Source organism: Rathayibacter sp. AY1B4, from assembly GCF_002932815.1.
GTDB lineage: Bacteria > Actinomycetota > Actinomycetes > Actinomycetales > Microbacteriaceae > Rathayibacter.
Genome location: NZ_PSWN01000018.1, coordinates 18,530 through 31,938, shown reverse-complemented (window position 1 = coordinate 31,938; position 13,409 = coordinate 18,530). Strand labels below are relative to the sequence as shown.

Genomic DNA, 13,409 nt, shown 5'->3' with positions numbered 1-13,409 from the left:
GGGACTACTCGGCGACGTCGGCGCGGGCCGCGGCCCAGCGCGAGTTGAGGTCGGCGAACAGCGACTCCTTGTCGCCGGCGCCCGCACCGCGCGCGGCGTCGATCAGCTCCTGGCGGTAGGCGTTGCCGAACAGGTCGATCTCGGCCTCGTTGGCGATGTCGTTGATGACCGCCTCCTTGCCGACCGGGTCCGGGGCGAGCTCGAGGTACTGCACACCGAGCGCGTCGAAGTCCGCGAGGGTGTCGGGAGCGGGGTCGCTGATCACGGGGCTGATCGCACCCTGGCTCTCGGCGTAGCCGGACTCGTTCGTGAACCAGTCGATCCACGCGCGGGCGGTGGCCTTGTTGTCCGAGTTCTTGTTGATCGCGAGGAACTTGTCCGAGGCGGTCACCGAGGTGAAGGTCCCGTCCTGCGCCCACGGCATCGGCCAGAAGCCGATGACGTCGCGGGACTTCCCGGCCTTCTCGGCCGCGTCCTGCATCTGCGAGACGGCCCAGGAGCCGAGCACCATCGAGCCGATCTCCCCGCTCGCGAGGAGGTCCTTCGACTCCTCCCAGTTCGTGGTGGTCGGGTCCGCCTCGCTGAGGCCCTGCGCGACCGTGTCGTAGAGCAGGCCGTCGATGTTGTACTGGTCGTTGCCCTCGGTCCAGGGCGCGTCGTCCGCGATCATCTCGGTGCGGACGTCCGCCCCCTGCACCGTGCCGAGGTTGCCCTCGATCGTCGCGAGGGGCCACCCGTCCTTGTAGTTCGTGTAATAGGGGACGACGCCGTCGGCCTTGATCTTCTCGAGGTCGGCGAGGTACTCCTCCTCCGTGGCGGGCGGGTCGGTGATGCCCGCCGCGGTCCAGACGTCGCGGTTGAACACGTAGCCCATGGCCGAGCCGAAGGTCGAGACTCCGTAGGCGGTGCCGTCGAACGAGCCCTCGTTGGTGAAGCGGTAGGTCTTCGACAGCTCCTCCGTCGAGCCCAGCGGCTCGAAGTAGTCGGAGTAGTCGTCCTTGGTGACGTTGGAGCTCGGGATGAGCAGCACGTCGCCGTAGTCCTTCGAGTTCAGGCGGATCTTGGTGTCGCCCTCGTAGTCGGTCAGGGCCTCGAACTTCACTGTCGTCCCGGGGTACTTCCCCTCGAACGTCGTCGCGTAGTCGGCGAAGGTCGTGTCGACCAGGTCGGTGCGGTTGGTCAGCACAGTGATCTCGCCGGCCGGCTCGCCGGAGTCGTTCCCCGCCGATCCGCCGGAGCAGCCGGCGAGCGCGAGGGAGGACGTGACGGCGACGGCGACGATGCCGGTCAGCGTGGTCCTGCGGTTTCTGGTGGGTCGTTGCACGGGTGTTCTCCTCGGTAGGGCGTCGCGGTGCGACGGTGAGTGCAGTGGGTGCGGGACGGAGGTCAGTGACGGGCCTGCCACCAGTGCCGGATCGTCGGGAGGTACTGGCGCACCAGCGACTCCAGCCACGACGGCACGTGGGGGTGGGGCGAGGGTCCGGCCGTCGGCGGCGCGGTGGGAGTCGTCGGCGGTGCGGTGGGCGTCGTCGTCGGCGGGGTGGTCGGCGTCGTCGTGGGCGGAGCGGTCGGCGTCGGCGTCGGGGCGGGCCCGGCGGCGACCACCGTCGCCACGTCGTCGACGGTGAGGACTCCGGTCCCCGATCCGTTCACGTAGAGGGCGTACTGGGTCACCGAGGTCAGGTCGAGATCGGCCTCCGGGGCCCACGACGGCGGAGCGAAGGCTGAGAAGGGGACGACGGTCGGCCCCTCCGTCGCCGGGGTGACGGAGGCCTCCCAGTAGGCGCCGTTCGCGACGAACTGCACCGAGAACGGGGCCGCGGCGTCCACGTCGAGGGTCAGCCCGGAGTAGCCCCACCAGTTCTGCGGAGCATCGAACGTCTTCACGACGCCCGCGTAGCCGGCCGTGCCCGTGTCGTAGTCGAAGCGCGCGGCGCTGCCGGCGCCGGAGGGCACCAGCGTCGGCGCGATGGTGCCGCCCCCGCTGTTCCGGACGTAGGCCTCGCGGACCGCCGCGTCGTCGGCGTAGCCCTCGAAGTCGTCGACCACGACGGGCTCCGTCGGCACGGCCGAGGTCTCGAACGAGCGGACCTCGGACACGGCGGAGCCGACGCCGTTCACGGCGGTCACCCGCCAGGAGTAGCGCGTCTCGGGGGCGAGGTCGACGTCCGGGCGGACGGTGGTCGCGGTGAGCCCGGTCGTCTCCACGATCGGGTCGGAGAGGTCCTCCGATGCCGAGAGGGTGAAGCGGTAGAACGCGGCGTCGGCGGCGGGCTCCCACGAGAACGCGGGGGTCGCGGTGATCCCGTCGGCGCCGGCGGCCGGCGCGACGAGCGCGGGGGCGGCCGGGGCGCCGAGCGGAGCGGCGTTCGGCGAGAAGAGGTTCACGGAGCCGATCTGCGGCGTCCACGCCTCGCCCGGGCCCTGCGGCCACGAGACGCGCAGCTGGTTCACGCCGGAGAGGCCGCGCACCGACAGCGTGTACTGCTTCCAGTTCCCGGTGCCGCCGCGGGTGTCGACCGCGATCGGCGCCCACGTCGCGCCGTCGGCCGAGCCCTCCACGGTGAGCGGGGCGACCGGCTGGTCGGGCCAGTACCAGGCCGTCACGTCGGCGCCGCTGATGTCGTCGAAGCTCCAGGTGAGGCTCGCCGGATCGGTGCTCTCGCGCTTCACGCGGGAGACGTCTCCGCCGAACTGCGCGGGCGAGCCGGAGTCGATCGCGAGGCTGCCCGTGCGGGCCGACACCTTCGAGAAGTCGTCGAGCGGGTCCGCGAGGGCCACCGCCTCCGCCGCGCTCGTGACGGTGGCGCGCTCGAGGGTGGCGCTGCCGCTCCAGGAGAGGCGGACGGCGTCGCCGTCGAGGCCGTCCGCTCGGAGGGCGCCGCCGTCGACCGTGGTCGCGGCCGGAGTCCAGGTCGTCCCGTCGGTGCTCGACGAAACGGTCGCGGCCGAGGGGTCCGAGAGGAGGAACTCGGCGGCGGTCACGCCGTCACGCTGCCAGGTGATGCTCGCAGCGCCCGTCGCGGCGACGACTCCGCCGGCCGGCGTCGGCTCGAGCCGCGCGTTCTCGTGTGCCGAGCTGAGGGTCCAGGTCTGCAGCGGGTCGACGAGCACCGTGCCGGCCTCGGGCGCGGCCACGGGGTCGGAGGCGGGGCCGGGGCGATCGCCCTCGCCGACCGCGACCACGCGGTAGCGCGCTCCGTCGGGCGAGTCGTAGTCGGTGACCGGGGAGGCGGAGGCGGAGACGGCGCCGTCGGTCACGTCGCTCCAGGCACCGCCGTCGACCGAGCGCTGCACGAGATAGCCCTGCGCTCCCGCGGTCCCGCGCCACGAGACGGTGGTGATGCCGTACACCTGGTCGAGGGCCGTGACGAGCGGGGCGCCGAGCTCGTGCCGGCCGGGCGTGCTGCCGACGGCCGCGCTGTAGCGCTCGACCGCGTCCACGCTCTCCCGCTCCCGCACCGAATCGCCCGGGTAGTGGAGGGTGAAGCCGTCGTCGTGCGGGACGAAGCCCCCGCGGTCGTTGTTCCCGAACAGCGACCAGAAGAACATGCCCGAGACGTTCCGGTCGGCCGCGGCCGCGTCGAGCAGCGTGGCGGAGGCGGCCGTCGAGGCGTACTCCCCCGCGATGTAGACCTTGCCCGCGTCCGCGACGGTCCGCGCGTCGGCCGAGACCCGCTCGGCGGTCGGCGGGTAGTAGTGGACGTCGACGATGTCGAGGTCCGGCGACGCGAGGGTGTCGGGATCGATGTCGAAGCGGCGGCCGGCGGCGACGAGCTGCTCCGGGGCCTTCTCCTTCAGGTGCGCGACCTGGGCGTCGATCCACTCGCGGGTCATGCCCTCGAGCTCGTTGCCCAGCTCCCAAGCCATGATCGTCGGGTCGTCGACGAAGCGCGTCCCGGTGATCGTGTTCGTGTGGTCGAGCACGTGGTCGACGTAGTCCTGGTATGCCGCGATCGCGGCCGGATCGGTGTAGAAGTCGTCCGACTCGAGGCCGAGCGGAGTCGTGAAGTCGCGGTGACCGCCGTGGTAGTACTCCCACTGGTCGGTGAGCGGCAGCACCAGGCGGATGCCGAGGGTGCCCGCGTAGGCGACCGCGAAGTCGATGGTGCGGAACGCCTCCTCGTTGTACTCGCCGAGCCGCGGCATCAGCGCGAGCGGGTCGGCGTCGTCCTGGCTGGTCGACGTCATCATGTGCGAGCGCACGACGGTGACACCGAGCCCGGCCGCCGTGTCGAGGGCGTCCTTGATGCGGAAGTAGGTCGGGTAGTCGATCCCGCCGACGTTCTCGTCGAGGCCGAGCCAGTAGATGTTCGTCCCGCTGGCACGGAAGCGCTCGCCGTCGAGGGTGAGGGCGCTGCCGTCGCGCTGGACGAACGCGGTGTTGGCGCTGGTCCAGTCGGCCGGCGCGGCCTGGGCGGAGGACGCGGTCGCGACGAGGGTCGAGGCGACGACGGCGGCGATCGCTCCGCCGGCGAGGGCCGAGCGGAGGCGGGAGCGCCTCGGGGCGGGCGGTGCTGCGGCACGGGTCATATGTGTTCCAGGGCTCCTTCGACCGGGGTGGAGGACCGGCTCGCGTCGTTCCGCTCTCGGGATCGGGGCTCGTCGCCCCGCCCTCGTCGGCCGGTCCTCGGACAGACTCCCCTGTCCTCCCCGTCGAGGTCAATATCAAAAGTAAATAATTTATGTAACGAATCGAGACGGCTGTGCGAGCACGCGGGGCGTGGCGACGGCCGTCGACCGACGGTCGGAGATGCTCAGGCCGCCGGCGCGCCCGTGGATCCGCGCGGGACGATCACGACGGCGGGGCTGCTGATCGCACGGCTCTCGCCACCCGCGATGCCGGCCAGGAGCTCCCGACCTGCGAGCATCCCGATGACCTGCACGTCGTGCGAGACCGCCGAGAGCGGGGGCTCGCTGAGCTGGCACTGCGCGGAGTCGTCCCAGGCGAGGAGCGAGAGCTCGCCCGGGACGGCGAGACCGCGATCGCGGGCCTCGTCGAGTCCGCCGAGCGCCATCAGGTCGCTGTCGAAGACGACCGCCGTCGGCCGCTCGTCGCCGTCGAGCAGGGCCGCCAGAGCACGGGCCCCGGAGGCCCGCGAGTAGTCGCCCCCGGCCGTCGGTCCGGACACTCCGTGCCGCGCGCACTCCTGCGCGAACGTCTCCTCGCGGATGCGCGTGTGCAGCAGCTCCGCGGGTCCGGCGACGCGGCCGAGCCGGGAGTGGCCCTGACCGGCGAGGAAGTCGACGGCCGCGCGCATCGCGTTGTCGTCGTCCGTCCACACCGCGCGGAAGCCGACGGCGGCGCTCGGTGGGCCGATCACGACGGCGGGGAGGCCGAGGCCGCGCACGAACTCCGGCCGCGGATCCCCGTCCTCGAGGTCGACCAGGATCACGCCGCTCACCTCGCCGTCCTCGCTCCACCGCCGATAGGTCGCGAGCTCGGCGTCGGCGTCGGGCAGGACGTTGAGGAGCACCGAGTAGCCCGAGGGGCGGACCGCCCGCTCGACACCGGCGATGAACTCGTGGAAGTACGGCTCCGCGCCCATGATCTCGGTCGCCCGCACCAGGGCCAGGCCGATCGGTCTCGTCCGCGTCATCGCCACCGCCCTTCGTCGCCCGTCCAGAGTAGGGGGCCGATCGGCGGCGGAGCCGTCCCGTACGCTGACGAGCGGAACGGGAGGTGACGGCATGGCACGGCGCGAATCGACACCCGCGGCCCCCGGGAGCCGCGCCCTCGTCGTGGACCTGATCCGCTCCTCCGGGCCGATCAGCCGCGTCGAGCTGACCGCCGCGACCGGCCTCACCCAGCCCGCGATCTCGATGATCGTGCGCAAGCTCCTCACCGACGGCATCGTCCGCCAGACCGGCTCGACCTCGACCGGGGGCAAGCCGCGGCAGCTGCTCGAGATCAACGCGCGGGCGAGGATCGCCATCGGCCTGCAGCTCGGCTTCGAGTCGATCACCCTGGTCGCGACCGACACGGGCGGAGGCGTGATCGCACGCCAGCAGATCGACGGCGCCGCGCTCGCCTCACCGGAGGAGGTCACCGCGCGCCTTGTCCGGGCCTACGACGACTTCATCCGCGGGACCGGGATCGACCGCGGCTCGATCGCGGGCGTGGCGGTCGTCGCTCCCGGCCCGATCGACCAGGCCGCGGGCCGCGTCCTCGGCCCGCCGACGCTGCACCACTGGCGCGACCACCCGCTCCGCCAGGAGCTCGGCGCCGGTCTGGGCGCGCCGATCCTGCTCGACAACGACGCCGCCGCCGCCGCGATCGGCGAGTTCTGGAGCCGCGGCGTCTCGCGGCACCGCACCTTCGGGAGCATCTACGTCGGCACCGGCATCGGGGCCGGCGTCGTCCTCGACGGCGCACTGCTGCGCGGGGCGAGCTCGAACGCGGTCGAGATCGGCCACGTCACGATCGTGCCGGGCGGGCGCGAGTGCTTCTGCGGCAACGTCGGCTGCCTCGAGCGGTACGCCTCGCCGACGGTGGTCGTGGAGGAGGCGCGCTCCGACCGCGCCGCGTTCGCCGACCTCGACCTCGCCTTCCGCGCCGAGGAGCACGCCCGCGACTTCGACGTGCTCAGCCTGGCGGCGATCAACGGCCATCCGGCGGCCCTCGCCCTGATCGAGCGCGCGGCCGGGCACCTGGCCGACGGCGCTCTGATCCTGGCCAACCTGTTCGACCTCGACGAGCTGGTCCTCACCGGCCCCGGAGTCGCCATCGCCGGATCGATCCACACCCGCGCGATCCGCGCCCGCCTCGACGAGCGCCGCTTCGCCCGCCGGGCCCACCCGATCGAGGTCGAGCTCTCGACCAACCCGCGCGACGCGGCCGCCGTCGGAGCGTCCTCCCTCGTGCTGCAGAGCACCCTCTCGCCCGGGCACGGGCCGGTGCTCCTGCAGCCCGGAGGGCGCGATGGCTGAGGCCGTCGTCTCCGCCGGCCGGCTGCTCGGGCGGACCGTCGAGACGCCGGACGGAGCGGCGCACGCGTTCCTCGGGGTGCCCTACGCGGGCGACCCCCGGCGCTTCCTCCCGGCTCCGCCGCTCGAGGCCTGGAGCGGACGGCGCGAGGCGTTGGAGCCCGGACCGCGGGCTCCGCAGACGTCGGGTGGAAGCGAGACCGGCTGCCTGACCGTGAACGTCTGGACGCCGGAGGCAGCCGAGGCCTGCCCGGTGATCGTCTGGATCCACGGGGGGCTGCACGTCGCCGGCTCCCCCTCCGAGCCCTTCTGCGACGGAGCACGGCTCGCCGCCCGGACCGGCACCGTCGTCGTGGCGCTCGGCCACCGGCTCGGCGCGCTCGGATTCCTCACCGTGGACCACCTCCTCGGCCACGAGTACCGCGACTCCGCGAACGCGGGCCTGCACGACACCGTCGCCGCGCTCGAGTGGGTCCGCGACGAGATCGCGGCGTTCGGAGGAGACCCCGGTCGGATCACGCTGGCCGGCCAGTCCGCCGGCGCGACGTCGGCCGCGATGCTGCTCGCAGCGCCCCGCGCCGAGGGCCTCTTCGCGCGAGCAGTGCTGCAGAGCGCGAACCCCGAGCGCGTCGGGTCCCGCGAGTACGGCGAGGAGGCGACGGCGGAGCTGCTCGACCTGCTCGGCGCGCCGCCGGAGCGGCTCCTGGACCTGCCCTGGACGCGCCTGATCGAGGCGCAGGACCGCCTGCTCGCCCGCCGCTCGGCCGCGGGTCCGAACACCGTCGCCGTGTTCCGGGCGGGCCTCGACGGCCGCCTGCTGACCCGCGACCCGGTGTCCGCCGTCGCGGCGGGAGCCTCGAGCGGAGTGGATCTCGTCGTGACGACGAACGTCAACGAGGGCTCGGGCTCCGTCGACCTCCGGGCTCCCGACTCCGTCGAGCTGCGCGCACAGCTCGACCGGCACGTCGCCGACCTGCTTCCGGGAGGGGACGCGGGGTCCTATCGAGAGGCTCTGGCGGCCGACCTGGGCCGCACCCCCTCGGACGCCGAGGCCCTGGAGGCGTGCCTCGCCGACGAGATCTACCGGCAGCCGAGTCTGCGGCTGCTCGACGCCCGGACCGCAGCGACCGGATCGACGCGCGCCGCCCTGTTCGCCTGGCGCGCCGACGACTCCCGCGGCGCGACCCACTCCCTCGAGCTGCCCTTCCTCTTCCGCAGCCTCGACGACGCCCGTGGCACGATCGGGCCCGCCCCGCAGCGCCTCAGCGACGAGGTCTCGTCGCGCTGGGCCGCCTTCGCGGCGACGGGCGACGCCGGCTGGCCCGAGTACGGATCCGAGCGCACGACGCTCGTGCTCGACGACCCCGTCCGGATCGTCGACGCTCCCCGCGAGCACCTGCGCCGCCTGGTCGCGTCCCACCGCCGCTGATCCCACCGGCCACTGGCCCCGTCCAGGCGGTTAGGTTAGGTTAACCTTCGCAACCCCCACCACCCCCTTCGAAGGATCGCCGTGCCCGCCACTCGCACCCCCCTCCGCCTGACCGCCGTCGCCTCGCTCGGCCTCGCCGCGCTGCTGCTCACCGCCTGCTCGGGAGGAGCCGACGCCGGCTCCGAGGGCACGTCCGAGAGCAGCGCCGCCGAGAGCGGCGAGGGCTTCCCCGTCACCGTCGACCACGCCTTCGGCAGCACCACCGTCGAGTCGGCCGACCGCGTCGTCGCGACGAGCTGGACCAACCAGGACGTGGCGCTCGCGCTGGGCGTGACCCCGGCCGGCTTCACCCGCGCCTCCTACGGCGACGAGGACGGCGACGGCCTGCTGGCGTGGACGAAGGAGGCGCTCGACGCCTCCGGCGCCGAGACCCCGACCCTGTTCGACGAGACCGACGGCGTGCCCTTCGAGGCGATCTCGGACCTCAGCCCGACCGTGATCCTCTCGGCCTACTCCGGCATCACCCGGCAGGACTACGACACCCTCAGCCAGATCGCCCCCACCGTCGCCTACCCGGGCCTGCCCTGGGGCACGACCTGGCAGGACTCCGCGAAGCTCGACGGCGCCGCGCTGGGCCTCGAGGACGAGGCCGTCGCGAAGGTCGGCGAGATCGAGAGCGACATCACGCAGACCACCGCGTCCTACCCGCAGCTCGCGGGCACCACGTTCATGTACGGCTGGTACGACCCGACCGACGCGAGCACCTTCACCTACTACACGCCGAACGACGCGCGCGTGAAGTTCGTCGAGGACCTCGGGCTCGACGTCGCCCCGAGCGTCGTCGAGCTCTCCGGCGACTCGGAGGCGTTCAGCGGCACCATCAGCTCCGAGAACGCCGACCAGCTCGACGCCGACGTGCTCGTCGTCTACGGCGACGACACGACCCTCGCCGCGCTGCAGGCCGACCCGCTGCTCTCCAAGATCCCGGCCGTCGAGCGCGGCTCCGTCTACGTGCTGGAGGACGGCTCCTCCGCCGCCATGGCCACCTCGTCGCCGAACCTGCTCAGCATCCCGTGGGTGCTCGACGAGTACACCGCAGGCCTCGCCGCGGCCGCCGACAAGGTGTCGTGACCCGCACCGCACCCACCCGGAAGACGAGGGCGACCGCGCTGGCGGTCGCCCTCGTCGCGCTGGCCGTCGCCTCGGTCCTCTCGCTCGTGTACGGCTCCCGCGAGATCCCGCTCGGCGAGGTCTGGCCGGCGCTGACCTCCCCCGATCCGGCGTCCATCGTCGACGCCGCGGTGCAGGGGCGGGTGCCGCGGACGGTCCTCGCGATCCTGGTCGGCGCCGCGCTCGGGCTCGCCGGAGCCGTGATGCAGGGCCTGACCCGCAACCCGCTCGCCGATCCGGGCATCCTCGGCCTCAACTCGGGCGCCTCGCTCGCGGTCGTGCTCGGGATCGCCGGGGTCGGCGCGACGAGCCTGCCGCAGTTCATCTGGCTCGCGTTCCTCGGAGCCGCCGCCGCCGGGGCGTTCGTCTACGCGGTCGCCTCGCTCGGCCGCGAGGGCGCCACTCCGCTGAAGCTCGCCCTCGCCGGAGCCGCCACCGCCGCCGCGCTCACCTCCCTCATCAGCGCGGTCCTGCTCACCCAGGAGACCACGCTGAACCGCTTCCGCTTCTGGCAGGTCGGCGGAGTCGGCGGCGCCGAGACCGCGAGCATCCTGCAGGTCCTCCCGTTCCTCGCGGTCGGCGCGGTGCTGGCCCTCTCCAGCGCGCGAGGGCTCGACGCCCTGGCGCTCGGCGACGACCTGGCGACCGGCCTCGGCCGGCGCGTGGGGCGCATCCGCCTGGTCGCGGGGCTCGCGGCCGTGCTGCTCTGCGGCGCCGCGACCGCGATCGCCGGACCGATCGGATTCATCGGCCTGGTCGTCCCGCACCTCGCCCGCCGCGTCACCGGCCCCGCGCACGCCTGGCTGCTGCCCTCCTCCGCTCTGCTCGGCGCCCTGCTGCTGCTCGTCGCCGACGTGGTCGGCCGCGTGGTCGCCCGGCCGAGCGACGTCGAGGTGGGCATCGTGACCGCGCTGATCGGCGCCCCGGTGCTCATCGCGATCGTGCGCCGCTCGAAGGTGCGGGCGCTGTGAGGACCGCGGAGGCGCCCGCCGCGGTCGGCATCGCGGCCGGCCGCACGCTGCGCCGTCGGCGCACGGTCATCGGCTGCGCGGTCCTCGCGGTGCTCGCGCTGGCGCTCGTCGTCGTCTCGCTCACGGTCGGCAGCACGGTCTACTCGGTGCCGGAGGTCGTCCGCGTGATCCTCGGCGAGACCGTGCCGGGCGCCTCCTTCACCGTGGGCACGCTGCGGCTGCCGCGCACCATCACGGCCGTCCTGGTGGGCGTGGGCTTCGGGATGGGCGGCGTGATCTTCCAGACGATGCTGCGCAACGCCCTCGCCAGCCCCGACATCATCGGCATCACGTCGGGGGCGAGCGCGGCGGCCGTCGTCGCGATCGCGTTCTTCGGGCTCTCGGGCGGCGCGGTCTCGGTGATCGCGGTCGCGGCCGGGCTCGCGACGGCCCTGATCATCGCCGGGCTGGCCGAGGGCGGCGGAGTGATCGGGGCGCGGCTGATCCTCATCGGCATCGGCGTCGCGGCGATGTTCCAGAGCGTGATCGCCTACGTGCAGACCCGCGCCGACTTCGAGGACGTCCAGGAGTCGCTGCGCTGGCTGACCGGCAGCCTCAACTCGGCCGCCTGGCCCTCCGTCCCGCCGCTCGCGCTGACGATGCTCGTGCTGGTGCCGCTGGCGCTGCTGCTCTCGGGCCGGCTCGGCGTGCTGCAGCTCGGCGACGAGTCGGCGACCGCGCTCGGGCTCGACGTGCGGCGCAGCCGGCTGGCCCTGCTCGCGGTCGGAGTCGGCCTCGTGGCCGTCGCGACCGCCGCCACCGGCCCGATCGCGTTCGTCGCCTTCGTCTCGGGGCCGATCGCGCGGCGGATCCTGCCGAGCGCGCGCACGCTGCTGATCCCCTCCGCCCTGGTCGGCGCGGTCGTGGTGCTCGCCGCCGACCTGCTCGCCCAGTACGTCGTCGGCGCGCTGTTCTCGGGCGCGCGCTTCCCGGTCGGTGTCGTCACCGGCGCCCTCGGCGCGCCCTTCCTGCTCTGGCTCCTCGCCCGCCGCAACCGCTCCGGAGGCTCCCTGTGACCGACGCCCCGCCCACCCTCGCCGCCGACGCGGTCACCCTCGCCTACGACGAGCGCGTGGTGGTCGACGGGCTCTCGCTCGCCGTGCCGCCCGGCCGGATCACGGTGATCGTCGGCGCGAACGCCTGCGGCAAGTCGACGCTCCTGCGCGCGATGGCGCGGCTGATCACCCCGCGCTCGGGGAGCGTCCTGCTCGACGGGCGCGCGATCCACCGGCTCCCGACGCGCCAGGTCGCGCAGCAGGTGGGCCTGCTGCCGCAGACCCCGATCGCGCCGGAGGGGATCGCCGTCTCGGACCTGGTCGCCCGCGGCCGCTACCCGCACCGGGGCCTGTTCGGCCGCGGCTCCGGATCGGACGACGACGCGATCGTCGAGGAGGCGCTGCGCGACACCGGCACGCTCGAGCTCGCCGACCGCCCCGTGGACGAGCTCTCGGGCGGGCAGCGCCAGCGGGTGTGGATCGCGATGGCCCTCGCCCAGCGGACCGACGTGCTCCTCCTGGACGAGCCGACGACCTACCTCGACGTGTCGCACCAGGTCGAGGTGCTCGACCTGCTCACCGACCTCAACCGCTCGCGCGGGACGACCATCGTGATCGTGCTGCACGACCTCAACCTCGCCGCCCGCTACGCCGACCACCTCGTCGCCGTGCGCGACGGAGCCCTGTACGCCTCGGGCACGCCCGCCGAGGTGGTGACGCCGGAGACGGTGCGCGCGGTGTTCGGGATGGAGTCGCGCGTGATCGAGGACCCGGTCTCGCGGACGCCGCTGGTGCTGCCCATCGGGCGCCACCACTCGGGCTGAGCCCGGCCGTTCAGGGCCGAGCGGTCAGGGCCGGCCGGTCAGGCCGGGGCCGCGGCCAGGGAGGCGCCGTCGACGAGCGTGCAGCGGAGGAGCTGCTGCTCCCGTCGCGCGGGGTCGCCCTCGATGAGGATCTGCACGGCGCGGCGCCCCATGTCGCGCCGGGGCAGCTCGAAGCCGGCCTGCCAGCCGGTGCGGTCGGCCGATCCGGAGAGCGACACCAGCGACAGGTCGCCCGGCACCGCCACCCCCTCGGCCTCGGCGGCCTCCTGCAGGAGGACGAACTGCTCCTCCTGCTCGGCGAGGACGACCGTGACGCCCTCGGCGGCGATCCGGCGGATCCACTCCCGCGGCGACGCCTCCGGCCCCGGGACGAGGTGGAGGAAGCCGTCGCCGAGCTCGGCCCGCGCGCCGGCCATGCGGTCGGTGTACGACTCGACGCCCTCGCCGTGGCCGGCGTAGGCGAAGCGGGTGTGGCCGAGGGCGCGCGCGCAGGAGATCAACTCGCGGACGATCGACGCGTAGTCGGCGGCCACGTAGGGCACGGGCCCGCCGGCGTCGTCGCGGCGGCCGACGCTGACGAAGGAGAAGCCGCTCGCGTTGAGGAACTCGAGCTCCTCACGGGGCATGTGCTGCCCGAGGAGGATGCAGGAGTCGGCCAGGCGCAGCCGGGTGGTGCCGCCGCTCAGGCCGCCGCGGCGGCCGCCGACGCGGCCGCTGGTCAGCAGGAGGAGGTCGATGTCGCGGTTCTGCGCCTCCTCCTCGATGCCGGCGAGGAACGGGTGGAAGAAGTCCTCGCGGTCGAGCGGGAACAGGCTCTCGTAGGTGTAGACGCCGATCATGCCGGTGCCGACCTGCTTGAGGCGGCGCGCGATGGGGTCGGCGACGTACCCCGTCTCCTGGATCGCCTTGAGGATCCGCGCCCGCGTCGCCTCCGGGACCCGAGCGAGCTGCTCGCCCTTGTCGTTGAGCACGAACGACACCGTCGTCTGGCTGACTCCCGCGAGACGCGCGATGTCCTTCTGCGTGATCCGCGGCACCCGGACACCCCCGCTTC

Annotated in this window: 10 protein-coding genes; 6 read left to right on the top strand and 4 right to left on the bottom strand. The window is 73.6% G+C overall.

Features of this window, described 5'->3' with window-relative positions; all coding sequences use genetic code 11:
* Positions 1-4: 4 nt before the first annotated feature.
* The 3 genes from C5D66_RS12220 to C5D66_RS12210 form a co-directional block, all read right to left on the bottom strand.
* Entirely contained in the window at positions 5-1,324 is a 1,320-nt protein-coding gene (locus C5D66_RS12220) for an ABC transporter substrate-binding protein (protein ID WP_244230529.1), read from the bottom strand.
* A gap of 62 nt (positions 1,325-1,386) precedes the next feature.
* On the bottom strand, positions 1,387-4,533 hold the full coding sequence (locus C5D66_RS12215) for a carbohydrate binding domain-containing protein (RefSeq protein WP_104274465.1): 3,147 nt from the start codon (positions 4,531-4,533) through the stop codon (positions 1,387-1,389).
* Positions 4,534-4,757: 224 nt separating this feature from the next.
* On the bottom strand, positions 4,758-5,600 hold the full coding sequence (locus tag C5D66_RS12210; protein ID WP_208543581.1) for a LacI family DNA-binding transcriptional regulator: 843 nt from the start codon (positions 5,598-5,600) through the stop codon (positions 4,758-4,760).
* A 91-nt stretch (positions 5,601-5,691) separates the two neighbouring features.
* Here C5D66_RS12210 and C5D66_RS12205 point away from each other — a divergent pair, with 91 nt between their 5' ends.
* The 6 genes from C5D66_RS12205 to C5D66_RS12180 all read left to right on the top strand — a co-directional run bounded on the left by C5D66_RS12205 (position 5,692) and on the right by C5D66_RS12180 (position 12,355).
* The gene (locus C5D66_RS12205) at positions 5,692-6,930 is read left to right on the top strand and encodes an ROK family transcriptional regulator (RefSeq protein ID WP_104326926.1); all 1,239 of its coding nucleotides are present in this window, start codon (positions 5,692-5,694) and stop codon (positions 6,928-6,930) included.
* Positions 6,923-8,356: a carboxylesterase/lipase family protein gene (locus C5D66_RS12200; protein WP_104274380.1), complete on the top strand. Its 1,434-nt coding sequence runs from the start codon at positions 6,923-6,925 to the stop codon at positions 8,354-8,356. Before C5D66_RS12205 ends, C5D66_RS12200 begins: the two co-directional genes overlap by 8 nt.
* Positions 8,357-8,437: 81 nt before the next feature.
* Positions 8,438-9,487, top strand: a complete 1,050-nt coding sequence (locus tag C5D66_RS12195) for an iron-siderophore ABC transporter substrate-binding protein (protein WP_181028823.1) — start codon at positions 8,438-8,440, stop codon at positions 9,485-9,487.
* Entirely contained in the window at positions 9,484-10,497 is a 1,014-nt protein-coding gene (locus C5D66_RS12190; RefSeq protein WP_104224306.1) for an iron ABC transporter permease, read from the top strand. The genes C5D66_RS12195 and C5D66_RS12190 overlap by 4 nt, the downstream gene beginning before the upstream one ends.
* Positions 10,494-11,552 (top strand): iron chelate uptake ABC transporter family permease subunit, encoded by a 1,059-nt coding sequence (locus C5D66_RS12185; protein ID WP_104238784.1) that lies wholly within the window; start codon positions 10,494-10,496, stop codon positions 11,550-11,552. Before C5D66_RS12190 ends, C5D66_RS12185 begins: the two co-directional genes overlap by 4 nt.
* Positions 11,549-12,355: an ABC transporter ATP-binding protein gene (locus tag C5D66_RS12180; protein WP_104224308.1), complete on the top strand. Its 807-nt coding sequence runs from the start codon at positions 11,549-11,551 to the stop codon at positions 12,353-12,355. The genes C5D66_RS12185 and C5D66_RS12180 overlap by 4 nt, the downstream gene beginning before the upstream one ends.
* A gap of 38 nt (positions 12,356-12,393) precedes the next feature.
* Here the strand turns inward: C5D66_RS12180 and C5D66_RS12175 are convergent, their stop codons facing one another.
* A complete protein-coding gene (locus tag C5D66_RS12175; protein ID WP_104255943.1) occupies positions 12,394-13,392 on the bottom strand; it encodes a LacI family DNA-binding transcriptional regulator in 999 nt (332 codons plus the stop codon).
* Between the last annotated feature and the right edge of the window lie 17 nt (positions 13,393-13,409).